The organism is Actinoallomurus sp. NPDC052308 (assembly GCF_040679195.1).
GTDB classification, from domain to species: Bacteria; Actinomycetota; Actinomycetes; order Streptosporangiales; family Streptosporangiaceae; genus Actinoallomurus; species Actinoallomurus liliacearum.
This window is the reverse complement of record NZ_JBFAUM010000005.1, coordinates 197532-223343: the sequence shown is the minus strand read 5'-3', so window position 1 is coordinate 223343 and position 25812 is coordinate 197532. Positions and strand designations below refer to the sequence as shown.

The 25812-nt window shown below is 72.2% G+C and carries 21 protein-coding genes and 2 riboswitches; of the genes, 15 read left to right on the top strand and 6 right to left on the bottom strand.

Features of this window, described 5'->3' with window-relative positions:
* Positions 1 to 266: 266 nt before the first annotated feature.
* Together AB0L00_RS18140 and AB0L00_RS18135 are read right to left on the bottom strand one after the other, a co-directional pair.
* Positions 267 to 2753 carry a penicillin acylase family protein gene (locus AB0L00_RS18140; RefSeq protein ID WP_364435065.1) on the bottom strand — a complete coding sequence of 829 codons (2487 nt, stop codon included), beginning with the start codon at positions 2751 to 2753 and terminating at the stop codon, positions 267 to 269.
* A 119-nt stretch (positions 2754 to 2872) separates the two neighbouring features.
* Entirely contained in the window at positions 2873 to 3601 is a 729-nt protein-coding gene (locus AB0L00_RS18135; protein WP_364435063.1) for a CHAP domain-containing protein, read from the bottom strand.
* A gap of 8 nt (positions 3602 to 3609) precedes the next feature.
* Positions 3610 to 3753, bottom strand: a riboswitch (cyclic di-AMP (ydaO/yuaA leader).
* 87 nt (positions 3754 to 3840) lie between these two features.
* Positions 3841 to 3985: riboswitch (cyclic di-AMP (ydaO/yuaA leader) on the bottom strand.
* Between the two features lie 389 nt (positions 3986 to 4374).
* On the opposite strand from AB0L00_RS18135, the gene AB0L00_RS18130 reads away from it, so the two are divergent.
* Positions 4375 to 5067, top strand: coding sequence for a dienelactone hydrolase family protein (locus tag AB0L00_RS18130; protein WP_364435060.1), 693 nt, complete (start codon positions 4375 to 4377; stop codon positions 5065 to 5067).
* Between the two features lie 7 nt (positions 5068 to 5074).
* Here AB0L00_RS18130 and AB0L00_RS18125 read toward each other — a convergent pair whose 3' ends face one another.
* Positions 5075 to 5464 (bottom strand): hypothetical protein, encoded by a 390-nt coding sequence (locus tag AB0L00_RS18125; RefSeq protein ID WP_364435057.1) that lies wholly within the window; start codon positions 5462 to 5464, stop codon positions 5075 to 5077.
* Positions 5465 to 5808: 344 nt separating this feature from the next.
* Here AB0L00_RS18125 and AB0L00_RS18120 point away from each other — a divergent pair, with 344 nt between their 5' ends.
* The 3 genes from AB0L00_RS18120 (at position 5809) to AB0L00_RS18110 (ending at position 8018) form a co-directional block, all read left to right on the top strand.
* Complete coding sequence (locus tag AB0L00_RS18120) at positions 5809 to 6135, top strand: hypothetical protein (protein WP_364435054.1); 327 nt, start codon at positions 5809 to 5811, stop codon at positions 6133 to 6135.
* Positions 6136 to 6702: 567 nt separating this feature from the next.
* Positions 6703 to 7245 carry a serine hydrolase domain-containing protein gene (locus tag AB0L00_RS18115; protein ID WP_364435433.1) on the top strand — a complete coding sequence of 181 codons (543 nt, stop codon included), beginning with the start codon at positions 6703 to 6705 and terminating at the stop codon, positions 7243 to 7245.
* A gap of 65 nt (positions 7246 to 7310) precedes the next feature.
* The gene (locus AB0L00_RS18110; protein WP_364435051.1) at positions 7311 to 8018 is read left to right on the top strand and encodes a dienelactone hydrolase family protein; all 708 of its coding nucleotides are present in this window, start codon (positions 7311 to 7313) and stop codon (positions 8016 to 8018) included.
* An 85-nt stretch (positions 8019 to 8103) separates the two neighbouring features.
* Here AB0L00_RS18110 and AB0L00_RS18105 read toward each other — a convergent pair whose 3' ends face one another.
* Complete coding sequence (locus AB0L00_RS18105; RefSeq protein WP_364435048.1) at positions 8104 to 8856, bottom strand: DUF4118 domain-containing protein; 753 nt, start codon at positions 8854 to 8856, stop codon at positions 8104 to 8106.
* 332 nt (positions 8857 to 9188) lie between these two features.
* On the bottom strand, positions 9189 to 10442 hold the full coding sequence (locus AB0L00_RS18100) for a cytochrome P450 (protein ID WP_364435046.1): 1254 nt from the start codon (positions 10440 to 10442) through the stop codon (positions 9189 to 9191).
* 254 nt (positions 10443 to 10696) lie between these two features.
* Here AB0L00_RS18100 and AB0L00_RS18095 point away from each other — a divergent pair, with 254 nt between their 5' ends.
* The 10 genes from AB0L00_RS18095 to AB0L00_RS18050 all read left to right on the top strand — a co-directional run bounded on the left by AB0L00_RS18095 (position 10697) and on the right by AB0L00_RS18050 (position 23948).
* Positions 10697 to 12226, top strand: a complete 1530-nt coding sequence (locus tag AB0L00_RS18095) for an FAD-dependent monooxygenase (RefSeq protein WP_364435044.1) — start codon at positions 10697 to 10699, stop codon at positions 12224 to 12226.
* A 54-nt stretch (positions 12227 to 12280) separates the two neighbouring features.
* Positions 12281 to 13153, top strand: coding sequence for a phytanoyl-CoA dioxygenase family protein (locus AB0L00_RS18090; RefSeq protein WP_364435041.1), 873 nt, complete (start codon positions 12281 to 12283; stop codon positions 13151 to 13153).
* A 66-nt stretch (positions 13154 to 13219) separates the two neighbouring features.
* Positions 13220 to 14272, top strand: coding sequence for a ketoacyl-ACP synthase III family protein (locus AB0L00_RS18085; RefSeq protein ID WP_364435038.1), 1053 nt, complete (start codon positions 13220 to 13222; stop codon positions 14270 to 14272).
* Positions 14273 to 14352: 80 nt separating this feature from the next.
* On the top strand, positions 14353 to 15414 hold the full coding sequence (locus AB0L00_RS18080; protein ID WP_364435035.1) for a ketoacyl-ACP synthase III family protein: 1062 nt from the start codon (positions 14353 to 14355) through the stop codon (positions 15412 to 15414).
* Entirely contained in the window at positions 15414 to 19202 is a 3789-nt protein-coding gene (locus AB0L00_RS18075) for a beta-ketoacyl synthase N-terminal-like domain-containing protein (RefSeq protein ID WP_364435033.1), read from the top strand. Before AB0L00_RS18080 ends, AB0L00_RS18075 begins: the two co-directional genes overlap by 1 nt.
* Positions 19192 to 20109: a transketolase gene (locus AB0L00_RS18070; RefSeq protein ID WP_364435030.1), complete on the top strand. Its 918-nt coding sequence runs from the start codon at positions 19192 to 19194 to the stop codon at positions 20107 to 20109. The genes AB0L00_RS18075 and AB0L00_RS18070 overlap by 11 nt, the downstream gene beginning before the upstream one ends.
* On the top strand, positions 20106 to 21068 hold the full coding sequence (locus tag AB0L00_RS18065) for a transketolase C-terminal domain-containing protein (protein ID WP_364435027.1): 963 nt from the start codon (positions 20106 to 20108) through the stop codon (positions 21066 to 21068). The genes AB0L00_RS18070 and AB0L00_RS18065 overlap by 4 nt, the downstream gene beginning before the upstream one ends.
* A 41-nt stretch (positions 21069 to 21109) precedes the next feature.
* Positions 21110 to 22507 (top strand): trehalose-6-phosphate synthase, encoded by a 1398-nt coding sequence (locus AB0L00_RS18060; protein ID WP_364435024.1) that lies wholly within the window; start codon positions 21110 to 21112, stop codon positions 22505 to 22507.
* The gene (locus tag AB0L00_RS18055; protein WP_364435021.1) at positions 22504 to 23307 is read left to right on the top strand and encodes a hypothetical protein; all 804 of its coding nucleotides are present in this window, start codon (positions 22504 to 22506) and stop codon (positions 23305 to 23307) included. The genes AB0L00_RS18060 and AB0L00_RS18055 overlap by 4 nt, the downstream gene beginning before the upstream one ends.
* Positions 23304 to 23948, top strand: coding sequence for an SIS domain-containing protein (locus AB0L00_RS18050; protein ID WP_364435019.1), 645 nt, complete (start codon positions 23304 to 23306; stop codon positions 23946 to 23948). The genes AB0L00_RS18055 and AB0L00_RS18050 overlap by 4 nt, the downstream gene beginning before the upstream one ends.
* On the opposite strand, the gene AB0L00_RS18045 is transcribed toward AB0L00_RS18050, so the two are convergent.
* Positions 23911 to 24831, bottom strand: coding sequence for a LysR family transcriptional regulator (locus AB0L00_RS18045; protein ID WP_364435016.1), 921 nt, complete (start codon positions 24829 to 24831; stop codon positions 23911 to 23913). The two genes, AB0L00_RS18050 and AB0L00_RS18045, sit on opposite strands and share 38 nt — an antisense overlap.
* A gap of 99 nt (positions 24832 to 24930) precedes the next feature.
* Between AB0L00_RS18045 and AB0L00_RS18040 the strand changes: the two genes are divergently transcribed.
* Positions 24931 to 25674: an SDR family oxidoreductase gene (locus tag AB0L00_RS18040; protein ID WP_364435013.1), complete on the top strand. Its 744-nt coding sequence runs from the start codon at positions 24931 to 24933 to the stop codon at positions 25672 to 25674.
* Positions 25675 to 25812 lie beyond the last annotated feature (138 nt).

Here is a 25812-nt window from a genome sequence, read left to right as displayed (position 1 = left end):
CTCAGCCGGGCCATGCGACGTCAGTACGCAAAGGGCATTAATCGCGGCGCAAGCGACTATCCCCTGCAAACGGTGTTTCTCGCCCCAGCGTCCCGCCGGCATCGGTCGCCTCGCAGGCGAACGGCGAAATCGGACTAAAACCGGTTTCACTTCACGTAACGACCACGCCACTCGCGTCGAATAGGCGCGCCCAAAACGGCCGAACCAGGCCAGAACGGTTTTCCGCCACCACGCAGGCAAGTGACGGTGACGACTCTCGCCGACCGCTACCTGCGCTGGGGGCGCAGCGTCAGGGTGTGCGCGGCCTCGCGGCGTACGGTGTCCGGAGCGGACCGCATCGGGATCGTGTCGCCGTGCGCCCACAGCCGCGCCTGGTCCCAGTAATGGTCCGCGAAGGCGTGGCCGGACGCGCCGGTGAGGTTGATCCAGCGAGAGCGGTCCAGGTCGGCGAGGTCGGCGATCATGCGCATCGACGGCACCCAGTCGACCTGGTACCCCTCCTGCGGATTCCAGCCGGTCGCGTCGACGAGCGAGTCGCCGCCGGACAGCTTCAACGGCCCCCGGTTGAACAGCCACTCGATCGGCCCGATGCCGGAGGTGCCGAACGTCTGGTTGGTGATCGTGAGCGTGTGCAGGTCGCCCCAGCGCCACTTCTTCGGGTCGTCGCCGAGGCGGTCGCGCAGCTCGTGGTCGGCGTCCTTCACCGCGAGGCGGAGCATGTCGTCGCGGGTCTCCCTGGCCGGCGTGCGCACGTCGTCCCACCAGGGGTCGTCCGGGCGATTCAGGAGGTTCCGCAGCACCTCGAACCAGCGGTCGCCGCCGTCGGGGCGGGCGCCGTCGGGCAGTTCGTCGTTGAACGTCCGCAGCAGGAGGTGGCGGTAGACCGCGTTGTAGAAGGCCGCCGGTGCCGAGCCGGCGGGCTGGGTGAAGTCCCAGCCGCGCAGCAGCGCCACGGCGGGCCCGGAGCCGACGCGCAGCAGGTGCGGCACCAGCGTCGGCGCGAAGCCGTTGCGGTCGTCCAACTGGATCCGCCCCATCGTCGCCGCGTCAATCTTCGGCGCCCGCTGGACCAGCTCGGCGATGCGGGCCGCGCGGTAGCCGTACGCCCAGTCGCGGGTCAGCATCCTCGGGTAGCCGGGCCCGACGGCCGCGTTGTTGGCGGTGACGATGTAGCCCTGCGGCGGGTCGTACGTACGGGGCAGGTCGTCGAACGGGATGTAGCCCGTCCACTCCTCCTTGCCGGTCCAGCCCTGCGCGGGCCAGCGCCCGTCGCCGCTCGACCGGATCGGGATGCGGCCGGGCGCCTGGTAGCCGATGTGCCCGTCGACGTCGGCGTACACGAGGTTCTGCGCGGGCACCTCGAAGAGCCGGGCCGCGTCGCGGAACCGCTGCCAGTCGCCGGCGGTGTCCAGCGACACGATGGCGTCGGCGGTCCGGCCCGGGTCGAGCGCGGTCCACCGCAGCGCGACCGCCGTGCCGTTCCCGGCCGTGCGGACCGTGTCCATCACGTCGGACAGCAGCGGCCCGTGCCGTGTCGCCCGTACGGTGAGGGTGACGGGCTTGCCGCCGGCCACCTTGATCTGTTCGGTCCGGACGGTGAGGGGCTCCTGACGCCCCTTGTACTCGTACGTCGCGCCGGTGACCCGTTCCAGGAACAGGTCGGTGACGTCCGGGCCGAGGTTCGTGAAGCCCCAGGCGATCCGGGCGTTGTGCCCGATGATCACTCCGGGGACGCCGGAGAACGTGAACCCGGTGACGTCGAAGGGGCAGGCGGCCGACGGGGTGCGGCAGTGCAGTCCGGCCTGGTACCAGAGCGACGGCATCTGCGGCGCGAGGTGCGGGTCGTTGGCGAGCAGCGGCCTGCCGGTGTTCGTCCGCGCGCCCGACACGACCCAGGAGTTGGAGCCCAGGCCCGGGGCGCCGTTGCCGAGCATGGTCGGCATGGCGTGGATGGCGGCGGCGACGCGGGTCAGCGCCGGCGACAGCGCGCGGGCCCGCGGCGCCGGGCCCGTACGCCCGCCGGAGTTTCCGTCACCGGGGACGATCACCGGGTTCCGGTCGTACGGATAGTCGGGGTACAGCTGGTCGACGCGAGCGGGGGACACCTTGGTCGCGGCGATCGCGCGGCCCAGCTCCTCGTCCATGTTGCTGCGCAGGTCCCAGGCCATCGCCTTCAACCAGGACAGCGAGTCGACGGCGGTCCACGGCTCGGGGTGGTAGCCGCCGCGCTGCAGGCCCAGCACCGAGTACTCCAGGCTCTGCGTGGCGGTGTTCCGGTGCCCGGCCAGCCAGGCGTTCACGCCCTGGGCGTACGCGTCGAGGTAACGCCGGGTGTCGGGCCGCAGCAGCGGCAGCTCCTGCTCGGCGACCCGCCGCCAGCCGAGCGTACGGACGACCTTGTCGGTGTCGAGGGTGGTCTTGCCGAACAGTTCCGACAGCCGTCCGGCCGTGATGTGCCGCCGGAAGTCCATCTCCCAGAACCGGTCCTGCGCGTGCACGTACCCCTGCGCCCGCATCAGGTCCTCGGCGTTGTCGGCGTAGATCTGCGGAACGCCCCACCGATCCCGGAACACGGTGACGTCCGCGCCCAGGCCGGGGACGGTGACGCGCCCGCCGACCTGCGGGTACGACCGCCGGACCGTCCACCACCCGTACAGCGTGAGCACGAGCGCGAGGGCCAGGAGCACGGCCAGGATGCGGACCGCCCAGCGGGCCGGACGCGGCAGCCGGGCAAGCGGCGCAAAACGGGCCATTGACCTTCCTCACGCCAGAACCGGGATGATCGCGTCAGTAAACCATCCGGGCATGCCGGCCGCCCACGCCCCGAACCAGCGGATTCGGCGCGCGGGCGGCGGGTGGGACGGGTTTCCGGCTACTGGGCGTACTCGGGGTAGCCGTAGCCGACGACGGAGTCCTTGCTGCGGGTCCGGACCTTCACGGCGTCGTCGGTGTTGCCCTCGACGGTCTGGATCGTTCCATCGCCGTTGTCCTTGATGACCAGGCCGACGTGGTCGATGCTGTCGATGTCCTTGCCGCCGTTCCAGGAGAAGAACACGACCGCTCCCGGCTTCGGCACACTGCCCCAGCGACCCTGGTCGTGGAACCACTGGGCGTGCGCGGGAGTGAAGGCGTCACCGCCGAGTCCCTTGATTCCCGCCTGGGCGCCGACCCAGGTGACGAACATGTCGCACCAGGACGCGTCGGCGTAGTCGCTGATCGACCCGCCGTCGCGCGCGACTCCGATCTTCGCGTACGGCGAGGCCATGAACCACTGGTTGAACTTGCTGCCGCCGGCGGCGTTCTCGGTGGTGCCGACCTGGGACAGGGCGACCTTCAGCGCCTCGGCCGCGGTCGGCACCTGCTGCCGGCCCTTGTCCGAGCCCTGGGGATCGGCGTCCAGCCCTCTGCCGGTAACCTGTGTCACCTGACGTCCCTGGGTGGACGGCGCACCCACGGGCGCGCGACCGGCCTGCGCGGGGAGCGAGGACGCCTCGGCCGGGTCGGCGGCGAAGATGAACGCGGCCAGACCGGCCGCCGCGATGCCCGACAGGGCTGCGGTGATGCGTGCTCCGGATCGTTCGAGTCGAGGGGCAGCGGACACGGGGGTACTCCTTGCTTCCATGCCGCTTACCGGGTTAGCTGACGGGTTCGGGCGTGGAAGCTGCCCTACGGCACGAGCGGAGTGCCGATTCACCCCAGTAATACATTTGGGTCCCCGGTTCCACAGTGGTGTGGATTCAGCGGATCGCCCGAATTCGGGCGGCTTATACAAGAGACTGCCGGGCGGTCGCCATCGCGATGGCGGTGGATGGGGTCAGGGGATGGGCGCGGGCAAGGTTCTACTCCTTACTTCCAGACGCCTACCGGGTTAGCTGACGGGTTCGAGCGTGGAAGTCGCCCTACGGCACGGGGGATGTGCCGATTCACCCCGATGATGCGGTGGGTCCCCGGCTCCGTGAGGTCACGGACTCGGCGTTGCCGCTCTCGCGTACGCACTCCGCGGAGCGCTCGGCGGTAGCAGCGCGATTTGGATATGAACCGGCCGGGTCGGGCCCCGCTCGGGCAGGCGTCTTGTGAACGCCCTATCGCCTGGGTCGGCAGGCCGGCCGTGGCCGACGGATATGCGGGCGACGCGTGGGGAGCGCCGCGAGAGTTATTGGAACATAGCAGGACAAAACACTCACTTAAAGATGAGTTTACGTGATGTGGGTCACTTGCCGCACGCAATACCAGAGGTCGGGACTGCGAGCTGTATACGCCCGTGATTGCAGTGGCCATTGTTATTGATGTGACTGGTGTTACTCGTTTCGAGGGACCATCGCCTCTGGCCCGCACCGGTGTCCCGGTGAATCGTGGAAGCGAGGGGGAAGAGCCATGGCCTTCATTCACCGATTCGACGATGACTGCCCGCGCGAGGAAGAGGTCGAGATACAGGCCGGACCGGTCCGGCTGGCCGGCACCCTGGTCGTCCCCGAACCACCGCTCGGGTTCGTCATGTTCGCCCACGGCAGTGGCAGCAGCCGCCGGAGCCCACGCAACCGCTTCGTGGCCACCGCGTTGAACCAGGTGGGGCTCGGGACGTTGCTGTTCGATCTGCTCACCGCGGCAGAGGAGGCCGACCGCGCCAACGTGTTCGACATCGAGCTGCTGGCCCGGCGCCTGATCGACACCACCGCCTGGCTGTGCGCCCGCCCCGAGGCGAGCGGGCGGCGCGTCGGCTACTTCGGCGCCAGCACCGGAGCGGCCGCCGCGCTGTGGGCCGCCGCCGAGCCCCGGTCGGACGTCGCCGCGGTCGTCTCCCGTGGCGGCCGGCCCGACCTCGCCGCACCCCGCCTCCGGCAGGTGACCGCACCCACGCTGCTGATCGTCGGAGGCCGGGACGAGGTCGTAATCGAGCTGAACCGCCAGGCCCAGGCCCTCATGCGCTGCGAGATCCGGCTCGAGATCGTTCCGGGCGCCACCCATCTGTTCGAGGAGCCCGGTGCCCTCGAGGCGGTCGCGGAGTTGGCACGGGAGTGGTTCCTCGACCACCTCGCGCCGATCGGGCAACGCCCGCGAGGGGCCTGAACGGGCCTCACCACCCCCGGCGGCCGCCCATTCGCTGCGAGATCCTGCAGATCCTGTGCTTCTTCCGGCAGAAGGCCACTTGAGTATTGGTCCGTCCGCTCACGTTGGTATTCGACACCTGCTGCAGGCCGCGATTGACGGTGGGGCTGAGCACGGTCGTGTAGTTCTTGTTGAACTTCCCATTCCCGACGTGCATGGCGACGCGCACCCATTTGCCATGGCCGTCGCCTCGGGGCAGGGCGCCCATCCGCTCGAGCCGCCCGATCGCCACCTGGCTCGCGCGCGCCTGCGGCGGCGCGAGCACCCAGGAAACGCCGCATATGAGGACGGCGAGTGCGAGGGCGCGCCCGTTTCCGGACGGCCGGGCAATGGACCTCTCATCACGGCGACGAACCATTCGTGGAACACCTGGCTTCTCGCGCCCTTCGCTGGGCGCGGCTCGGTGGACATCCGGGACGTCGGCTTCTATACCCCGCGCACGACATGATCCCGTCACCGGCCCCCGACGCGGTCAGAACATTACCCGCCCTTTCACCGCCCATGCCGCAGCGATCCGGCGTGCGGGCATCGGCAAGAGGACGCTAAGCGGCCTTCAAATCTTTCTCATCCCGACAATGAACCGTTGACTTCCGAAGTCACTGTGATGTCATCTGAAATCGGGACATACATCTAAATGTTCTCAAATGACGCGCGTGGCTGCCGAATCGTCGCGCGCGAGCCGTACCGAAGGAGGTATCTTCCATGGGTATTTCGCGCCGGATGGGAGTAGCGATCTCTGGCCTGGCCTTCGCGGGAGCAACGGTCGCGACGCTCGGCGCAGCCGGGCCGGCAAGCGCGCAGACGGCGACGATCACCCCGCAGCACTCCGTCACCGCGAGTTACTCCCGCGTCACTCGGCACCGGCACGGGCGCGCGTTCCTGCGACACAGGCGCGCACACCTGCGGTACGGGCGCGCGCCCCTGCGGCGCTGGCGGACGACGAGCGGCACGACGAGTAGTTACTCGTACTCCTACTACAAGCGCACGTCCTACTGGTACTGGTGGGGCGGGTGCGGCTGCTGCTGCTAGCGAGGTGAACGGCGGAACGGCAGTGCTACCGGTCTGATTCCTCGTGACGGCCCGCCCCGGGCTCCCCCGGGGCGGGCCGTGCCGGACGTGTCATCGCGGCCGGTTCGGTTACTCCTGAGGCCGCCCCGCCCCGGCGCATGACCCCCTGGGCGGTGGTAGGGCTAGAGGTACCTTCGAAGTACCGCCGGCAGGATCGATCCGTCACCTGCCCCGTACGTAACGTGACCGCCATGAGCGATCATCGTTTCGGTAACCGCAGGCGTCTCACCACCATCGTCGCGCTGACCTGCCTCGGCATCCTCGGCGCCGCCGCCGCGCCGAGCGGCGCGCTCGCCGCGCGCACCGGCCGGACCGGAGGCGTCGTCCAGCAGCGGCTGAACCACCTCGTACGCGACGACGGATTCCCCGCCGCCCGAACTACACGTCCCTCTTCGCGAACGGCTTCCTGCCCTACCAGCACCGCTACTTCGAGCCCCGTGAACTGCTCGACCTGGCTCTCGCCAAGAAGGCGGACTTCCCTCCGGCACGAAGTGGGAGTACAGCAACACCAACTACGTCGTCGCCGGGCTGCTGGTCGAGAAGATCACCGGGCGCCCGATGGCCGAGCAGATCACCGATCGCGTCATCACGCGCATCGGCCTACGGCACACCGACTTCCCGGGCGTCGGCGACCAGACGATCCGCCGGCCCCACCCGGAGGGGTACGCCAAGGACGATCCGAAGGCGCCGCTCACCGACGTGACCGAGTCGGATCCGTCCATGGGCTGGGCGGCCGGCCAGCTGATCTCCACCCCGAGCGACGTGGACCGCTTCTTCACCGCGCTCCTCGCCGGTCGGCTGCTCGCGCCGGCACAGCTCAAGGAGATGCGCACGACCGTCGCCGCGCCGGAGATGGGGAAGGGCGTCCGATACGGGCTCGGCCTCATGAGCACACCGCTGAGCTGCGGTGGCGTCGCCTGGGGCCACGGGGGCGACATCCCCGGGTACTCCACGAGCAACGCCGCCACCGAGGACGGCCGCGCCGTCACCATCGCCGTCACCGAGCTGCCCACGGACCTGGCCCAGATCGGCCACCTGAACGCGGCCGTCGACGCCGCCCTGTGCGAGTAGCAGGCGGCATTCGCCTGTGGGCCGGTGGTAGGAAGCCTCTGAGGAACTCGCGAGGAGGGTCACTGATGATCGAGACGTCGTACCTCACGGTGGACGGCCTGAACGCCTACCTGGCGCGCCCGGAGGGTGGTTCCGCCGCCGGCATGCTCCTGCTTCCCATGCTCACAGGGATCGGCGAGCAGGTCCGGGAGTTCGCCGACGACCTCGCCCGGGCCGGCGTGACCGCGCTGAGCTGGGACCCGTGGCACGGGGTGAGCAGCGACAACACTCCGATCGGTGAGCTGCGGGCGCAGATGGACCGGCTCGACGACGAGGTCGTGCTGACGGAACAGCGGCGGCTGCTCGACCATCTGCTGGGCGAACTCGGTTGCGGCAGGGCCGGCGTGATCGGCTGGTGCCTGGGCGGCCGGTTCGCCCTGATCCTCGGCGGCCGCGACGAGCGGCTCGCCAACGTGGTCGCCTACCACCCGACCGTCCCGGGCACTCCGGCCCCGAACCACACCGTCGACGCGGTCGAGCACACCGCCCGGATCAAGGCGCCGGTCATGATGCTCTATCCGGGCGCGGACGCCCTGGTTCCCCTCCGCAGCTTCCAGCGCCTGCAGTCCGCCCTGCAGTCGCGCGAATCCGGCGCGAGCATCGTGCACGTCTACCCGAACGCCGCGCACGGGTTCAGCGCCCGCAGTCGCCGAGACGATCCGATCAACGCCGAGGCGTTCGACATCTCCTGGCCCCAGGTGCTCGACTTCGTCCGGGTGACCACGGCCGGGTGACCGGCACCGGCTGACCGGCACTGGGTGATCACGGCCGAGTGAACACGGCCGGGTGACGGAGCGCCTGGACGCCCGGGGCGGCGCCCTACTGTTCCCGTCTCGCCGGTCCCGCCGTGTCCAGGGCGACGCCGGCCTGGTCGGCGAGGGTGACGGCGACCAGACGGGCCTGAAGCGACGGTCGCTCCCCCGGCACGGGACTCAGCATGAACCGGCCCTGGAAGTGACCGTTGCCGAAGGCCCGCAGCTCGACGTCCGCCTCCGGCCAGCCACGCCGTTCCACCTCCCAGCGCCGGCGGCCGACGATCAGGCCGCCGTCCTGCTCCAGCCGCGGCGGATGGCCGAGCAGCGAGCCGTACTCGAACCGGCACGCACGCAGGTGCAGCAGGTCGCCGAGCTCTCTCCGGACGTGGTCGACGACCGCGTCGGCGGAGGTCGCCCCCTGCGCCAGCCGGGCGGTGTCATGGATCCGGGCGAGGTAGCCGGCGTCCGTGACGGTGATCACCTTGAGGCGCCGGGCGCGGGCGGCAAGTTGGGAGACCGCGAGGCCGACCGCCAGCAGCAGCACCGCGGTCTGGACGTCGGCGGCCCGGTGGATGAGGAGACTCTGGTAGGGCGGGGTGAGGAAGAAGTCGAACCACACGGCGGCCGACAGGGCGGCGAGCGCGCCGGCCGGCCGGTTGCCGAGGGCGGCGACCGCCACGACGACCACCACCAGGATCAGGGCCAGGTTGGTCCTCGACACGCCGGTACGGAACGGCAGCAGGACGAGCGCGACCAGCAGCGGACCGGCCAGCGCGGCCGCCACGGCGATGACGTCGCGATACCGGTGTCCGATCATGCCGCACCTCCCGCCTGTCCGGACGCCTTGGGCGGCGACCCGCGCGCTGGGCGGAAGCCGGTCGCGCCCGAGGCTGCGACGGCGTGGACCGGCGCGCCGATCGTCCCCTAACGAGGAGTACCCGCGGGCCGCCACCGACTACCGGCCCCGCAGGCGAGGCAGGGCCTCCGCGCCGTCGCTCCGCCCGGGAACCTCGCCGCCGAGGAGAACACTCCGGCCCGCATATCGCTCATTATTAGGTTATCCGCGCCGGAAAACCGCGCCGACAGTGGCGCTATTCACACGCTCGGTAATTGCTCTGTATCGTATTACTCACGTCATTAGTTGATAGTTCACCTAATGGCGGCCTCGTCGGCGTCGAGTGCCGAATGGCCGGCCGGAGGCGTGCCCCAGGCGACCGGCAGCCGGTCCACGCCGTACACCGCCGAGCGCTCACGGGTCGGCACCTCGGCCGCCGGGACGGCGAGGCACAGGTCGGGGAAGCGGTCGAACAGCGTGGTCAGCGCGATGCGCAGCTCGGCCCGCGCGAGGTGCTGCCCGAGGCACTGGTGGATGCCGTGGCCGAACGCGAGGTGCCCGGTGGCGGATCGCCCCAGGTCGAGGTCGTCCGGATGGGGGAAGCGCTCGGGGTCCCGGTTCGCGACCGGCAGCGCGAGCACGACCGTCTCACCGGCCGCGATGACCTGGCCGTCGATCTCGACGTCGGCGAGCGCGGTGCGTCGTACGTCGAACTGCAGGATCGACAGGTAGCGCAGCAGCTCCTCGACCGCACGCTCGGCGACGTCGGCGTCCTGGCTCAGTCGGGCACGCTGGGTATCGTCCGTGAGCAGCACGAACGTCCCGAGGGCGAGCATGCTCGACGTCGGCAGGTGCCCGGTGGCCAGCAGCACCATGCCGAGGTTGGTGAGCTCCTCGTCGGTCAGGTCGCCGGTTGCGGCGGCGTGCGCCAGCAGCCCTTCCTCGTCCGGACCGCCCGCGCCCGTGCGCAGCCGCGCGATGAGGCCGCGCACCGTCCCGGTGATCGACATCACCGCCTCGACGGCCCGCTCCGGGGTGGAGTCCAGGTCGTTCATCACCGCGGTCGCCGCCTGGATCGCGTGGCGGTCCTCCGCCGGCACGCCCAGGAGTTCGCAGATGACCAGGGCCGGGACCGGCACGGCGAACGACGTGACGAGATCGACGGGCGACCCGCCGGCCGCCATCGCGTCGAGGGCCTGTTCGGTGTACCGCCGGATCGCCGGGGTCAGCTCCGCGACGCGCCGCGGACCGAAGTGGCGGCTGAGCAGGCGGCGGTACCGCGTGTGCTCGGGCGGGTCCATGTGCGGGAAGATGCCCGGCTCGGCGGGGGCCGGCCGCTCGTGCGCGCGTTCGCGGCCCACCGGCTGATGGAGCAGCTCACGCCTGGTGCTGAAGCGCGGATCGGCGAGGACGGCCCGGGTCACGGCGTATCCGGTGGCCACCCAGCCGAGGTGCCCGTCCGGGTAGGCCAGCCGGCTGAGCGGGGGGCGTCGCCGCAGCTCGGCGGGCGGGTCGAAGGGGGTGGGCCGATCGGTCTCCAGCGGACGGGCCGTCCGGCCATCGGTCATCCGACCACCTCCCGGCCGGCTCCGGGCAGTCGTCGGCCCGGAGCATGATCATCAGCGCCGCTGATTATGCATGACAAGTCCGAAAAAACACACCACTAGTCATTTCCGGACCGTCCGATTAGCATCGGCGCTGACCGAACGGATCACATCTTCTAACACGTCGGGCGAACGGGCCGTCGCAAATATCGCAGGTCCGTGATCGGTGACCCGGCGTCTCCTTCCTCACGCTCACTGTCATCCCCATAGAGGTGTCAATGGCGGTTCGGCATGCTCACGTCGCGGTCGTCGGCGGTGGACCGGTGGGGCTCATGCTCGCCTGCGAGGTGGCCCTCCACGACGTGCCGGTGGTCGTGCTCGAACGACTGCCCGAGATCGAATGGCGCCCCAAGGCCGAGGGGATCACCGGCCGGGCCGTCGACATCATGGACCGCCGCGGCCTGATGCTCGGGGTGACCGAGACCCCCACGGCGCCGCCGACGGCCGAGCAGCAGGCCCGCGTCGCCGCAGGTGAGCGACGGCCGGACAGCCTGCTGCCCAAGGAGTTCCCCGGCGCGCGGCACTTCGCCAGCATGTTCCTGCTCCGCCCCGAGTCGCCGGACCTGCTGGTGCCGCAGCAGTTGCTGGAGGAGGACCTGGCGCGGCGCGCGACGGAGCTGGGCGTCGAGGTACGGCGCGGTCACACGGTCACCGGGTTCACCCAGGACGACGACGGCGTACGTCTCGAGGTCGACGGTCCGGACGGACCGTACGAGCTGGCGGCGGAGTGGCTGGCCGGCTGCGACGGCGGCCGCAGCACGATCCGCAAGCTGTCCGGGATCGCGTTCCCGGGCACGGACGGGGTCACGACCGGGTACCGCGCCTTCGCCGACATCGACGACCCCGACTTCCACCTGCCCGGCTGGTTCCGCAAGGACCGCGGGCTCCTGGTGTACGAGGAGGGGCCGCCCCGATTCATCACGCTGGAGTTCGACGGACCACCGGTGAACCGGGACGCGCCGATCACGCTGGAGGAGTTCCAGGGCTCGCTGCGCCGGATCAGCGGCACCAAGGTGACGGTCACCGGGATCACGAAGATCACCCGGTTCACCGACAACGCGCGGCAGGCGGAGACCTACCGCAGCGGGCGGGTGCTGCTGGTGGGCGACGCGGCGCACGTCCACTCGCATTGGAGCGGTCCAGGGCTGCGGCTCGGGCTGGGCGACGCCGTCAACGTCGGCTGGAAACTCGCCGCCGTCGCGCGCGGCTGGTGCGACGAGGACCTGCTCGACACCTACACCTCCGAGCGGCATCCGATCGGCGCGCAGACGCTGGAGATCCAACGGGCCTCGATCGCGCTGATGCGGCCCGGCCCGCACGTCGACGCGCTGCGCCGCCTACTCCGGGAGCTGCTGCTGCGCGACGAGGCGAACCGGCAGCTCACCGCCCTGGTCGACGACCTGCACATCTCCTACGACATGGGCGACCCGGCCGCCGCGAGTCCGCTGGTCGGCCGGTACAGCCCCGATCTGCGCCTGCGGGGCGCCGACGGGACGGTACGGGTCGCGGAGCTGCAGCGGAACGGCCGGGCGCTGCTGCTCGACCTGCGCTCCGACCAGGAACTGCGCGCCCTCGCCGAACCCTGGTCCGACCGGGTCGACGTGGTGACCGCCGAATGCGCCGAGCCTCCGGCGGACGCCCTGCTGATCCGCCCGGACGGCTTCGTCGCCTGGAGCACCCCCGCCGACCCGGCGACGCTGCCGGGCACCCTCGCCCGATGGTTCGGCCCGCCCGCCACGGTCGCCTGACGCGCGCCCCGAACCCCTGACAGAGACAGCCGCCGCCCCTGATCGGAGGCCGGAGTGAGCGATTCCAGGCTGACCACACTGCCCGCGTCGACCTCGGTCGCCAAGGCGATCGAGGTGGTCGACCGTGACGGAGCAGTGATCATCGAGGACTTCCTGGACGCAGAGACGCTCCGCGGGCTGTGGGCCGACCTCGGACCGGCCCTCGAACGCCAGGCGGACGGCGACGGGCGGCTCGTGGGCGAGAAGACCCGCATCCTCCCCGGCCTGGTCCGCCGGACCCGGCACTCGGCGACCGTCATGCGGCAGCCGCACTTCCTCGGCCTCGCGCGGCACTTCCTGCAGCGCCCGGTCAAGGCGTGGCTCGGCGAGCAGCGGGTCGAGTTCGTCCCGACGATCCAGCTCGGCATCTCCCGGGCGATCCAGACCTCGCCCGGCGTACCGATCCAGGCGCTGCACCGGGACGACACCGCCCACCTGCGCACCCACCCGGGCCCGGAGAGCCGGGTGCAGGTCATGGTGGCCGCGAGCGAGTTCACCGCGCGCACGGGCGCGACCCGGGTGATCCCCGGCAGCCACCGCTGGAACGACGAGCGGGCGCCCCGCGACGACGAGGCGGTGCCCGCCGAGATGCGGGCCGGCTCCGCGCTGCTGTGGCTCGGCAGCACCTACCACGGGGCCGGGGTGAACACCTCCGACGCGCCCCGGACCGGCCTGTCGTACGCCTACGACCTCGGCAACCTCCGTCAGGAGGAGAACCAGTACCTGTCCGTGCCGCTGGACCTGGTCCGCGGCTACCCCGAGGACATCCAGCGGCTCCTCGGCTACGAGGCGTGCCCGCCGATGTGCGGGCTCTACGAGCTGAGCGATCCGATGCTGCTGCTCCGCGACGGGGCGGCGGCCCCCGCCTCGGCGCCCGATCCCCGGTGAGGCCCGGCGGTCTCCGCACCCACTCCGCCCGTGCCGCGGCGGACCCGCGCGCTGAAGGAGGGACAGATGCGCACACCCGACACGTACCTGCGCAGCATCGGCGTCCATCTGCCACCGGTCGTCACCATCGAGACGGCCGTCGCCGAGGGCCGCTACCCGGCCGACGAGGTGGAGTACTTCCGGCTCGGCGGGGCCGCGGTGGCCGGTGACGTGCCGGCCCCGGAACTGGCGCTGCGCGCCGCCCGCCACGCGTTCGAGCGCTCCGGCGGGCTCTCCCCGCGCGACCTGGACCTCATGCTGTACTCCGACGTCTGGCACCAGGGGCCGGAGGGCTGGGAGCCGCAGTACTACCTGCAGCAGCACCTGGTGGGCGGCGACGTCCTCGCCGTGGAGATGCGGCACGGGTGCTGCGGGATGTTCAGCGCGCTGCAGCTCACCGCCGGGTACCTGCGGCCGGACGGCGGCACCGCGCTGCTGGTCGGCGCCGACAACCACGGCACCCCGCTGGTCGACCGGTGGCGGATGATCGAGGGCACCGTGATGGGCGACGCCGGGTGCGCGCTGCTGGTCACGACCGAGGGCGGGTTCGCCGAGCTGCGGTCGGTGAACGTGGTCGTGCTGCCGGAGGCCGAGGCGGTCAACGACGGCGGCGTGCCGATGTTCCCGCCGGACGCGACCGTGGGACGGCCGCTGGACTTCGCCGCGCGCAACCGGGAGTTCCGCAAGCGGCTGATCGGCGGGAACGGCGCCGACGTCATGCTCGCGATCCAGAAGACGCTGCTGGAGCTGGTCGACCGGACCCTCCAGGAGGCGGACGTCACGCTCGACGAGGTGGCGCGCGTGGCCTTCCCCCACGGGCGCTGGGACGACCTCGAGCACCGGGGCGTCAACTGGCTCGGGCTCACGCTGGCCGACACCACCTGGGACTACGGGGCCCGGATCGGGCACCTGGGGGTCGGCGACCAGTTCGTGGCACTCGACCACCTCCTGGCGACCGGGGCGCTGGCCGCCGGCGACCACGTGCTGCTCGTCGGGCTCGGCGCCGGAACCACCATGGCCTGCGCCGTGCTGCGGATCCTCGACATCCCGCCGGAGTACCGGTCCGGCGAGACGGCCTGAACGCCGGACGACGGCACCGGCGAGGCGGCCTGAGCACCGGAAGACCACACCGAGACGACGGGGGATGACGGGGAGGCGGCATGGAGACGGCGGACATGTACATCAGCGGGGTCGGGTCGTACGTCCCCGCGACGGTGAGCGTCGACGACGCCGTGGCGGCGGGCCGGTACACCGCCGAGGAGGTCGAGCTGCACGGGCTCGCCTCGGTCGCGGTGGCCGGCGACGTCCCGGCGCCGGAGATGGCGCTGCGCGCGGCGCGGAGCGCGGTGGCCCGCAGCGGGCGGTCCCCAACCGACCTCGACCTGCTGCTGTACACCTCCACCTGGCACCAGGGCCCGGAGGGCTGGCCGCCGCAGGCGTACGTGCAACGCCATCTCGTCGGCGACGGGGTGCTGGCCACCCAGCTCAAGCAGGGCTGCAACGGCATGCTCACCGCCTTCGAACTGGCCGCCTGCCACCTGCGGGCGGTGCCCGGCCGCCGGGCCGCGCTGCTGGTCGCCGCCGACAACTACGGCACCCCGCTGGTGGACCGGTGGCGGATGCTGCCCGGGGCGGTCGCCGGGGACGCGGGCAGCGCCGTGGTGCTCGACACCGAGCCGGGGTTCGCCCGGCTGGCGTCGGTGTGCTCGGTGTCGGTGTCGCAGGCCGAGGAGATGCACCGCTGCGCCGAGCCGCTGTTCCCGCCCGGCATCCTCGGGGGCCGTACGGTCGACTTCGCCGCGCACAACGACGAGTTCCGCAGGCGAGCCGTGGTCGAGGGCGACGGCACGCGCGTGCTGGTCACGCTCGACGAGCGGATGGCCGAGGTGATCGACCAGGCGCTGGCGGAGGCCGGCATCAAACCGGACGACGTGACACGGGTGTCGTGCATGAACACCTCCCGGGAGATCGCCGACCAGGTCTGTGAGATGCGGCTGGGCGTGCCCGCGTCCCGCTCTGCCTGGGAGTTCGGCCGGACCATCGGCCACTGCGGGGCCAGCGACCAGGTCCTCGCGCTGGAGCACCTGGTCCGCACCGGCGGCCTGGGCCCCGGCGACCACCTGCTGATGTTCGGCTTCGGACCCGGCGTGACCATCTCGGCCGCCGTCGTGGAGGTACTCGAGTCGCCCGTCTGGGCGCGGACACGGGGAGGCGATGCCTGATGGACCGACCGGTCGAGGCGATCGCGGTGATCGGGATCGGCTGCCGTCTGCCCGGCGGCGCCGGCTCGCCGGACGCGTACTGGGAACTGCTGCGCGAGGGACGGGACGCCAGCGGGCCCGCGCCCGCGGACCGCTGGCAGGACTACGCCGACCGCGGCCCGTCGTACGCGGCGGCGGTCCGCCGCACCGTCCCGCGCGGCAGTTTCCTGGAGGGGGCCGCGGACTTCGACGCGGAGTTCTTCGGGCTCTCGCCGCGTGAGGCGGAGCTGATGGACCCGCAGCAGCGGCTCGTGATGGAGACCGCGTGGGAGGCCCTCGAACACGCGGGCGTGTCGCCGGACGCGCTGGCCGGCACGGACGCGGGCGTGTACGTCGGCGTCTGCACCGGCGACTACGGGCACCGGCTGCTGGAGGACCTGCCCGACATCGAGGCGTGGACCGGGATCGGCGCGGCCACGTGCGCGGTGGCCAACCGCGTGTCGTACGCCCTGGACCTGCGCGGCCCGAGCCTGGCGGTGGACACCGCGTGCTCGGCGTCGCTGGTCGCGGTGCACCTGGCCGTGCAGGCGCTGCGCGCCGGGGAGACGGACGTGGCGCTGGCCGGTGGGGTCAACCTCATCCTGTCCCCCGGCGAGACGCTCACCCTGGACGCCGCGGGCACGCTCGCGCCGGACGGGCGCAGCAAGTCCTTCGACGCCGCCGCCGACGGCTACGGACGCGGTGAGGGCGCGGCCGTGGTGGTGCTCAAACGGCTCTCCGACGCCATGGCGGACGGGGACCGGATCCTCGCCGTCGTCCGCGGCAGCGCGGTCAACCAGGACGGCCGCACCGTCGGCATCATGGCGCCGTGCGGCCAGGCACAGGAGCACGTCATGCGCCGGGCGCTGCGACAGGCGGGCATCGAGCCGGGCACGGTCGGCTACGTGGAGGCGCACGGCACCGGCACCGCGGTCGGCGACCCCCTGGAAGCCGCCGCGCTGGGCGCCGTGTACGGGGCCGGCCGCCCGGCGGACCGGCCGTGCCTGATCGGCTCGGCCAAGTCGAACATCGGCCACCTCGAGGGCGCCGCCGGCATCGCCGGCCTGGTCAAGGCCGTCCTGGCCCTGGAGCGCGGCGAGCTCCCGCCGAGCCGGCTCGACACGCCCACCCCGGCCGTCGACTGGGCCGGCGCCGGGTTGCGCGTGGTCGGCGCGCCGACACCGTGGCCGGACTCCGCGCACCCGCGCCGGGCCGCGGTCTCCGCCTTCGGCTACGGCGGGACCGTCGCCCACGTGGTCCTCGAAGAGGCGCCACCGGCCTCGCCGGCCGACGAGGGGACGGCGGGCCGGCTGTTCCCGGTGTCCGCCGCGTCGCGGACGGCGCTGCGGCAGGCCGCCGGAAGGCTGGCCGACGCCGCCGGTGACCGCCCGGCGGCCGGTGTCGGGCACACGCTCGCGCTGCGCCGGGCGCACCTGGCGGAACGCGCGGTGGTCGCGGCGGACGACGCCGCCGCGCTGACCGGCGGGCTGCGCGCCCTGGCCGCCGGCACCCCGCACGCCGCCGTCACCACCGGGCGGGTGCTCACCGACCCCGGTCCCGGGCCCGTGTTCGTGTTCTCCGGCCACGGCTCGCAGTGGGCCGGCATGGGCCGGGAGCTGCTGGCGACCGAACCGGCGTTCGCCGCGGTGATCGACGAGCTGGAGCCGGTGTTCGCCGCCGAGATCGGCTTCTCCCCACGGGAGGTGCTGACGGACGGTGGGCTCACCGAGGTCGACCGGGTCCAGACCATGATCTTCGCGATGCAGCTCGGACTGGTCGAGCTGTGGCGCGGGTACGGCGTGCGCCCGCACGCGGTGATCGGCCACTCCGTCGGCGAGATCGCCGCGGCCGTGACGGCCGGGGCGCTGAGCCGCCTGGACGGCGCCCGGCTGATCTGCCGGCGGTCCCGGCTGCTGCGGCGGGTCGCCGGTCGCGGCGCGATGGCCATGGTGCAGCTTCCGTTCGCCGACGCGGCCGCGCGGCTGGCGGGCCGCGCCGACGTCGTCGCCGCGATCGCGTCCTCCCCCGGTTCGACGGTCGTCTCCGGCGAGCCGGACGCCGTGGCCGAGGTGCTCTCCGGCTGGCTCGAGGAGGGCACCCCGGGACGCCGGGTCGCCTCGGACGTGGCGTTCCACGGGCCGCAGATGGACCCGCTGCTGGCCGAGCTGACCGCCGCCGCGGCCGACCTGACGCCCCGAGTCCCGGACCTGCGGGTCTACTCGACGGCGCTGGACGACCCGCGTGCGGCACCGGGCTTCGACGGCGCGTACTGGGCGACCAACCTGCGCCGGCCGGTGCGCCTGGCCGACGCGGTGAGCGCGGCGGCCGCCGACGGCTACCGGGCGTTCGTGGAGATCTCCCCGCACCCGGTGGTCACCCACTCCGTACTGGAGACGCTGAGCGTGACCGGGCACGAGGACGTCTTCGTCGGCGCGTCGCTGCGCCGGAACCGCCCGGCCCGCGACACCCTCCTGACGGGCGTGGCCGCCGCGCACTGCGCCGGCCTGGACGTCGACTGGCGGCGACTGCAGCCGGCCGGCGGGCCCGTCGCACTCCCCACCTACCCGTGGCAGCACCGCAGGCACTGGCGCGCGCCGTCGGCTCCCGACGCCGGCGGCCGGGGCCACGACCCGGACGCGCACACGCTGCTCGGCGACGGCGTCGAACCGGCGGGGACCGACGTCCGGCTCTGGCGAACCGCCCTGGACGACCACACCCGGCCCTACCCCGGCAGCCACGCCATCGAGGGCGTGGAGATCGTGCCGGCCGCGGTGCTGGCGGTGACGTTCTTCGCCGCCTCGGGCGGCCAGGCGCTCGGCGAGGTGACGATGTCCGCACCGCTGCTGACCGCCGACCGCCGCGAGGTCCAGGTCGTACGGCAGGGCGCGGAGTTGCGGCTGGCCGCCCGCACGGCCGGCGAACCGGACGCCCCCTGGCAGCTGATCGTCTCCGCCACAGGCACCGCCACCGCTACGGCTACGGCTACGGCTACGGACAACGCCACGGCCGCCGCCGAACCGGGAGACGGGCCGACCCCGCCGGATCGGCCGCTCGCCCCGGCCGATCCGAGCTCGGTGACGCAGCGGCTCGCCGCCGTCGGCGTACCCGGCACCGGGTTCGACTGGACCGTCGAGGAACTCCTGCGCGGCGACGGCGTACTGCGCGCCCGCGTCCGGTGCGGGCCGTCCGACACCTGGGCGCCCGTCCTGGACGCGGCGATGTCGGTGGCGCCGAGCGCGTTCCCCGGCGACCCGCTGTTGCGGATGGTGACGCACGTCGACCGGCTCGTCGCGGTCGGGAAGCCGCCGGACACGGTGCACATCGAGGTCTGGCTCGACCCGGATCGCGCCGACACGGTGCAGGTACGGATGACCGACCCCGCCGGCGCCGTCGTCGGCCGGCTGGACGGGCTGCGGTACCCGGTGATCGACGCGCCGGCCGCACGGGAGAACGGCGCCGACGGGGCGGGACCGGCCGAGTCGTTCGCCGAGCTGGGACCAGAGGATCTGCGCGCCTTCCTGATCCAGGAGGTCGGCGCGCAGATCGCCAAGGAGATGCGGCTCGACCCCGCCGACCTGTCGCCGCACCGCCCACTGGTCGAACAGGGCCTGGACTCGGTGCTGACGGTCGTCGTCCGCCGCCGGCTGGAGAAGCGGTTCCGCTGCTCGCTGCCGACCACCCTGCTGTGGCGGCAGCCGACCATCGTCGCGGTCTCCGACTACATCGCCGGGCTGGTGTCCGCCCCGAACGGGAGCGCCGATGCGGGGTGAGCGAACGGTCGCCGGCCCGGCCGAACGAGCCGACGTGACCCGGGCCGAACGGGCCGATGCGGCGCGGGCCGAACGGGCCGATGCGGCGGGCGCCGACGCGGCGCGGATCGCGCGGCTCTCGACCCGTTGCCGGCTCGTCCTGCTGGAGATGATCCACCGGGCGGGATCCGGGCACGCCGGATCGTCGCTGTCCTGTACGGACATCATCGGCGTGCTGAAGTTCGACCAGATGGACCGGCGCGCGGACCGGTCGACGGGCGACGTGTTCGTCCTGTCGAAGGGCCACGCGGCACCGGCGTGGTACGCAGCGCTGATCGTCGACGGCGACCTGCCCGCCGAGGAGGTCGGCACGCTGCGGGCCCTGGACAGCCGGTTGCAGGGGCACCCGGACCGTACGCGGCTCGGGCTGGTGGACGTCAGCACCGGCGCGCTCGGCCAGGGCCTGTCGGTGGCGGTCGGCCGGGCGCTGGCCCGGCGGCTGCACGGCCGGGACTCCACCGTGTACTGCCTGCTCGGCGACGGCGAGTGCCAGGAGGGCCAGGTGTGGGAGGCGTTCCTGTACGCCGGCGCGCACCGGGTGCCCGGCCTAGTGGCGATCATCGACCACAACGGCGGCCAGAGTGACGGCGCGGTCGCCGACATCCTGCCGTTGTACTCGCTGCCGGAGAAGCTGCGCGCGTTCGGCTGGCACGTCGACGAGGTGGACGGCCACGACCACGGCGCGCTGCGCGACGTGCTCCGCCGGCGCGACCGCGACCGGCCCTCGGTGATCATCGCGCACACCCGCAAGGGCCGACTCGGCCCCGACCGCGTCCTGCTCCGCGGCAGCCACAGCGACCTTCCGTCGGCGGCGGAGTACGCGGCCGCGGTCGACTACCTGGAAACCCTCCTGGAGCAGGACCTATGACCGAGCGAAGCGGGGGAGCCAAAGGGCACAGCACGTCGACACGGGACTGGTTCGGGACCGCGCTGGTCGAGATCGCCCGTGAGTACGACCACGTCGTGGTGGTGAACTGCGACCTCGCCAAGGCCACCCGGACGCTGCCGTTCAAGGAGGAGTTCCCGGACCGGTTCTTCGAGTGCGGCATCGCGGAGGCCAACGCCATCGGCGTGGCCGCGGGGCTGGCGCAGGAGGGGTTCCGGCCGTTCGTCGCGAGCTTCGGCCACTTCCTGACCGGGAAGTTCCTGGAGATCTTCCAGACGGTCGGGCTCAACGACGCGGGCGTCGTCCTGGTCGGCACCCACGCCGGGCTGGCGATCGGGCGGGACGGCCCGACCCAGATGGGGCTGCGGGACCTGGCGCTGATGCGCACCCTGCCGAACGTCGGCGTGTTCCAGCCCGCCGACGGCGTCGAGACCTGGCAGATGACGGCCCACCTGGCGACCGACCGGCGCCCGAGCTACCTGCGGCTGTGCCGGCAGTCGCTGCCGGAGGTGCACGCCGACGGGTACCGGTTCCGGTTCGGGATCCCGCACGTGGTCCGCGCGGGCGCCGACGTGGTCGTCTTCGCGATGGGCGGCACGGTGCCGGTCGCGGTCGAGGCGGCCGGCCGGCTCGCCGCGCGCGGGATCGCGCCGACCGTGGTGAACGTGTCGTCGCTGCCGGTGGATCGGGCGACGGTCGAGCGCCTCGTCGGCGGGCACCGGCAGGTGCTCGTCGTCGAGGACCACTACGCCGTGGGCGGGCTCGCCGACGAGCTGGGCCGGATCGTGCTGGGCCTCCCCGACCAGCCCCGCTATGACGTACTGGCCGTACCCGACTACGGGCAGGCCGGCCCGCCCGAGGACCTCTACCGCCGGTACCGCCTGGACGCGCCGGGGATCGCGGACCGTGTCGCCGCGCTCCTCCAGGACGCTCCGCGGTGAGGCCGCCCGAGACAGCCGCCGACCCGAGGATGGCGACCGGATTGAGACTGATCGTCTGCAGCAACAGCGCGCCGCGGTGGCAGGACGGCGTGGGGCTGCTGCCCCGCTCCCCCGGCGGCCTGGTCCCGCTGCTGGCCACGCTGCTGGGCGAGCACGGCGGCGACTGGGTCTGCACGATGCCCGCCGACGGCCCGCCCGGCCCGGAGCCCGTCGAGGTGACGCGGCTGCCCGGCGACGTGACGCTGCACCGGCTGCGCCTGCCCCCGGCGACGGTCGAACAGCACTACGAGACGATCGGCGTGCGCCTGCTGCTGTGGCTGTTCCACTACCTGCTCGACACCGCGCGGCAGCCGGGCGGGCGGCTCGCGGAGGCGTGGTCGGCGTACGAAGCGGTCAACCGGGCGTACGCCGACCGGGTGGCGGCGCTGCTGACGGGGTCGGCGGAGGAGTTCGTGCTGGTCAACGACCATCACCTGTTCCTCGTACCGGAGATGCTCGGGCGGCGCGCGGAACGCCGGGGCCGGATCGCGTTCTTCCAGGGCCTGCCCTGGTGCGAGCCCGACTACTTCGGCGTGCTCCCCGCGTACATCCGCGACCGCGTCCTCACGAGCCTGCTGTGCGCGGACGTGATCGGTTTCCACTGCACCCGGTGGGCGCGGGCCTTCCTGGCCTGCTGCGCGCGGTTCCTGCCCGGCTGCGCGGTCGACGACGACGGCGCGACGTTCGACGGGCACCGGACGCGGGTGACCGTCGCGCCGTTCCCGCTGGACGTCGCGATGGTGGAGCGGCTGCGCGACGAGCCCGCCACCGCCAGCTGGCGGGCGCGGCTCGACCGGGACGCCGGCGGCCGACGGATGATCGTCCGCGCCGACCGCATCGACCTGTGGAAGAACCTGCCGCGCGGCTTCGCCGCGTACCGGAGCGTGCTCGAGCGCGAACCCGGGCTGGCCCGGGACTGGTGGTTCTGCGCGGTGGCCACCCCGCCGGGCCGCCCCACCGAACGCACCCGCGACCTCCAGCGCGAGTGCGAGGACCTCGTCGCCGACCTCAACGAGCGGTTCGGCGCGCCCGGCCGGCCGGCGGTCTCGCTGGTCTACCCGGACCTGGCGACCACGCGGAACTGCGTGGTGGCGGCCCTGTCGGGGGCCGACCTCACGCTGGTGAACCCGACGTTCGACGGCATGAACCTGGTGGCCAAGGAGGCCCTCTACCTCGGCGAACGCGGGCGGCTGCTGCTGTCGGTCAACGCGGGCGCCTACGAACGACTCGCCGAGCACGTGACGCCGGTGCACCCGTTCGACGTCGAGGCCACCGCCTCGGCGCTGCGGGACGCGATGACGCGCGGTACGGACCCGGCGGGGCGGGCGGCGGCACGACGGCTGCTGCGCGACCAGGACGCGACCGACTGGCTGAAGCGGATGATGGGAGTGGAACGGTGAAGACGACCGAGGTCACCACGCGATACGGACGAATCGGCCGGCTGGCGGACCAGGCGGCCGCCGGCGCCTACCTGTTCGCGGAGCACACGATCGAGCCCGGACAGGCCACCCCCTTCCGGACCCATGCCCGCGACCACCGGACGTTCGTCGTCATCCAGGGCCGGGTCAGGCTGGAGACCGCGCGCGCCCGCGGCACCGAGTCGGCGACGTACGAATACCTGGACGGCTGGCACGCCCTCCCGGGCTGCGTCTACCGGATCGCGAACACCGATGTGGAACCGGCGATCCTCATCGAGGCCGGGTCCGTACTGGGCGAGACGGAGGAGGCGACCGGGCCGGCGTTCCCGGACGCGGTGGCCCGTCCCTGTCCGGACGTCTCGGACTACACGGTGGACAAGCCCTGGGGCAGTGAGGTCTGGTACACCCAGAACCTCCCCGACCTCCCGTACGCGCTGAAGCGCATCCGGATGACCGAGGGGCACCAGTCGTCGCTGCAGTCCCACCAGCAGAAGCTGGAGACGAACTACGTCATCGAGGGAGAGGCCACGGTGCTGAGCGGAGCGATGGCCCCGGCGGACCTGACCGCGGTGATCGACATCGGCTCCCTCACGACGACCGTCCACGGTCCACGATCCGGCTGGACCAACCCACCGGGCGAGCTGCACCGGGTGATCGCGCGGACCGACTACACCTCCATCGAGATCTCCACCCCCGAGCTGGACGACGTCATCCGGTGGCAGGACGACGCCGGGCGCGGCCACGGCCGGATCGACGCCGAGCACGCGGGCGGCCGGTCATGAGCCTCGCCGAGACGATCGAGCTGTACCTCACCGAGAAGCGCCGGATCCTCGACGCCTTCCCCGTCGCGGTGCTGGAACGCGCCGCCGAGATGCTGTTCGCGACCTACGACCGGGGCGGCACCGTCTACGCCATGGCCAACGGCGGGAACGCCGGCACCCTCGACCACTTCTACTGCGATTTCAAGCATCATCCGTTCGTGACGGAGGACAAGACCCGGCCGCTCCCGGCCGACGTCAGGCGCCTGTCCTTCGTCAACCTGTGCGGGTCGGCCGCCGAGCTGACCGGACTCGTCAACGACATCGGCTTCGAGGACATGTTCGCCGCGGCCCTGGCCCCCGTCGTCACCGCGAACGACCTGGTGATGGCCTACTCCGGCAGCGGGAACTCCGCGAACGTGACCAAGGCCCTCGAGGTGGCGGCCGCCGCGGGGGCCGGGACATTCGCCATGACCAAGGGCGACGGCGGCCGGTGCAGAGAACTCGCCGAGGTGTGCCTGGTCGTGCCCGGCACGTCCCGGTTCCCCGGCCAGGTCGGCAAGAACGACAACAACTTCCACTTCGAGGACCTGATGCTGTCGATCAACCACATCCTCGTCGGCCTCCTCAAGGAGCGCGTCGCAGCCCGCCACCCGGCGGACTAGCCTTATCCCCGCCCGGGGCTGTGCCGAGCAATGTACGTGCGACGTCTTCCAGTGATCCGAGCAGCGGGTTGGGGTCGTCAGCGCGCGTGACGAGCACGACCTCGCAGGGGTCGATGTCGATGACAGGCACCAGGGCGATGTCCTCGCGCACAGCGGCGCGTCGATCGCCGGCAGGGAAGATCGCGACACAGTGGCCGGTCGCGATGAGTTCGAGCTTGTCCTCGTAGCTGTCGTCGACCGTGGGCGGGGGTGGTGCCGGGCGGTCGCCGACCGGCTTGGGCGTGCTCCAGACAACCGGGGTGCTGACGCAGGCCACCAGTTCCTCGTCCGACAGAGCCCGCAGGCTGACAGCTTTCTCGTTCGCCAGATGATGACTCGCCGACGTGACGAGCACCCGCGACTCCTCATGGAGCTTGGTCACCCGGAAGCCGTCCGTGGGGAAGGATAGGGGCCTGTACGCCACGAGGGCGTCGACCCGCTCTTCGGCGAGGGCGCGGGTGTCCCGCCAGTCGAGGTGTCGGGTGCGGACCTGGCCGTCAGGGTGCCGGCGGCGCAGTTCCTGCACACAGGCGGTAATGACCAGTCCTTCGGCGTAGCCGATGGTGACGGTACGGGGCTGGACGGCGGCTCTGGCCGTGCGAGCGGCTTGCTCGGCCCCTTGGAGCAGTATCCGGGCCTTGGGAAGGAATGCCTGACCGGCGTCGGTGAGGCTACTGCCCTGCGGCGAGCGATCGAAGAGCCGGACGCCGAGCTGAGCCTCCAGTCGCTGGATCTGGCGGCTCAGCGACGGCTGCGCCAGGTGCAGCCTGGTGGCGGCCCGGCCGAAGTTGCCGTACTCCGCCACGACCGTGAAATAGCGCACGAGCCGCAGATCAACGTCCATTCGCCCAGGGTACGTCGCGCGCCGTCATACGCCTGGGACATGACGGCATACGGAACAGGCCTTGGACAGGGCGTGCGGGCGGGTATTTGGCTTAAGGGCATGACCACTTATGACGGCAAGAAGATCGTGATCACAGGTGGAAGCAGCGGTATCGGCCTGACCACGGCGCGGTTGTTCGCGGACGGTGGGGCGCATGTACTGATCACCGGCCGCACCCGATCCACGCTGGACGCCGCGCTGGAGCAGTTGGGGGACAAGGCGGTCGCCGTCCGCAGCGACGCCGCGTCGATGAAGGACATCAAGGCGCTGGCCGGCACGGTCCGGGAGCGGTTCGGCGCGGTGGACGCGCTGTTCGTCAACGCCGGTGTCACTGCGTCCGCGCCGGTCGACTCGACGACGGAGGAGATGTACGACGCGCTGTTCGACATCAACGCCAAGGGGCCGTACTTCACGGTGCAGGCGTTGGCGCCGCTGTTGCGCGAGGGAAGCGGCGTGGTCCTCACCACGTCGGTGGTGAACGTCCGGGGCCTCGACGCGCTCAGTGTCTACTCGGCGAGCAAGGCAGCCCTGCGGTCGATGACGCGCACCCTGGCCCGCGAGCTGCTGCCGCGCAAGGTGCGCGTCAACGCCGTGAGCCCCGGCCCGATCGACTCGGGCATCCTGGACCGCTCCTTGCCGGCCGACGTCGTCGAGACGATGAAGGACACCTACCGGAGCACCAACCCGATGCAGCGGCTGGGGGCACCCGAGGAAGTGGCCGCGGCGGTGGCGTACTTGGCGTTCGGTGCGACCTTCTCGACGGGAACGGAGTTCCCTGTCGACGGAGGGGCTTCGCAACTCTAGGTTCTCTGACCGCATAGGTTCGCCGGTTCATCCGGGCTGCGGCGGCGAGAGCGGGCGGGTGGTGGCCGTCTGGACGCCTGGTCGCACTCCGGCGTCCGCTCGACCAGTGGCAGGATGCTTGCGACAGCCGTCATCCAC

What these genes read in the sequence shown, in the direction of transcription:
- AB0L00_RS18045 (WP_364435016.1), bottom strand. Translation starts at nt 24,831, where the DNA reads ATGGACGTTGATCTGCGGCTCGTGCGCTATTTCACGGTCGTGGCGGAG.
- AB0L00_RS18100 (WP_364435046.1), bottom strand. Translation starts at nt 10,442, where the DNA reads ATGACCGATGGCCGGACGGCCCGTCCGCTGGAGACCGATCGGCCCACC.
- AB0L00_RS18120 (WP_364435054.1), top strand. Translation starts at nt 5,809, where the DNA reads ATGGGTATTTCGCGCCGGATGGGAGTAGCGATCTCTGGCCTGGCCTTC.
- AB0L00_RS18050 (WP_364435019.1), top strand. Translation starts at nt 23,304, where the DNA reads ATGAGCCTCGCCGAGACGATCGAGCTGTACCTCACCGAGAAGCGCCGG.
- AB0L00_RS18095 (WP_364435044.1), top strand. Translation starts at nt 10,697, where the DNA reads ATGGCGGTTCGGCATGCTCACGTCGCGGTCGTCGGCGGTGGACCGGTG.
- AB0L00_RS18140 (WP_364435065.1), bottom strand. Translation starts at nt 2,753, where the DNA reads ATGGCCCGTTTTGCGCCGCTTGCCCGGCTGCCGCGTCCGGCCCGCTGG.
- AB0L00_RS18125 (WP_364435057.1), bottom strand. Translation starts at nt 5,464, where the DNA reads ATGGTTCGTCGCCGTGATGAGAGGTCCATTGCCCGGCCGTCCGGAAAC.
- AB0L00_RS18105 (WP_364435048.1), bottom strand. Translation starts at nt 8,856, where the DNA reads ATGATCGGACACCGGTATCGCGACGTCATCGCCGTGGCGGCCGCGCTG.
- AB0L00_RS18040 (WP_364435013.1), top strand. Translation starts at nt 24,931, where the DNA reads ATGACCACTTATGACGGCAAGAAGATCGTGATCACAGGTGGAAGCAGC.
- AB0L00_RS18070 (WP_364435030.1), top strand. Translation starts at nt 19,192, where the DNA reads ATGCGGGGTGAGCGAACGGTCGCCGGCCCGGCCGAACGAGCCGACGTG.
- AB0L00_RS18075 (WP_364435033.1), top strand. Translation starts at nt 15,414, where the DNA reads ATGGACCGACCGGTCGAGGCGATCGCGGTGATCGGGATCGGCTGCCGT.
- AB0L00_RS18085 (WP_364435038.1), top strand. Translation starts at nt 13,220, where the DNA reads ATGCGCACACCCGACACGTACCTGCGCAGCATCGGCGTCCATCTGCCA.
- AB0L00_RS18110 (WP_364435051.1), top strand. Translation starts at nt 7,311, where the DNA reads ATGATCGAGACGTCGTACCTCACGGTGGACGGCCTGAACGCCTACCTG.
- AB0L00_RS18080 (WP_364435035.1), top strand. Translation starts at nt 14,353, where the DNA reads ATGGAGACGGCGGACATGTACATCAGCGGGGTCGGGTCGTACGTCCCC.
- AB0L00_RS18130 (WP_364435060.1), top strand. Translation starts at nt 4,375, where the DNA reads ATGGCCTTCATTCACCGATTCGACGATGACTGCCCGCGCGAGGAAGAG.
- AB0L00_RS18065 (WP_364435027.1), top strand. Translation starts at nt 20,106, where the DNA reads ATGACCGAGCGAAGCGGGGGAGCCAAAGGGCACAGCACGTCGACACGG.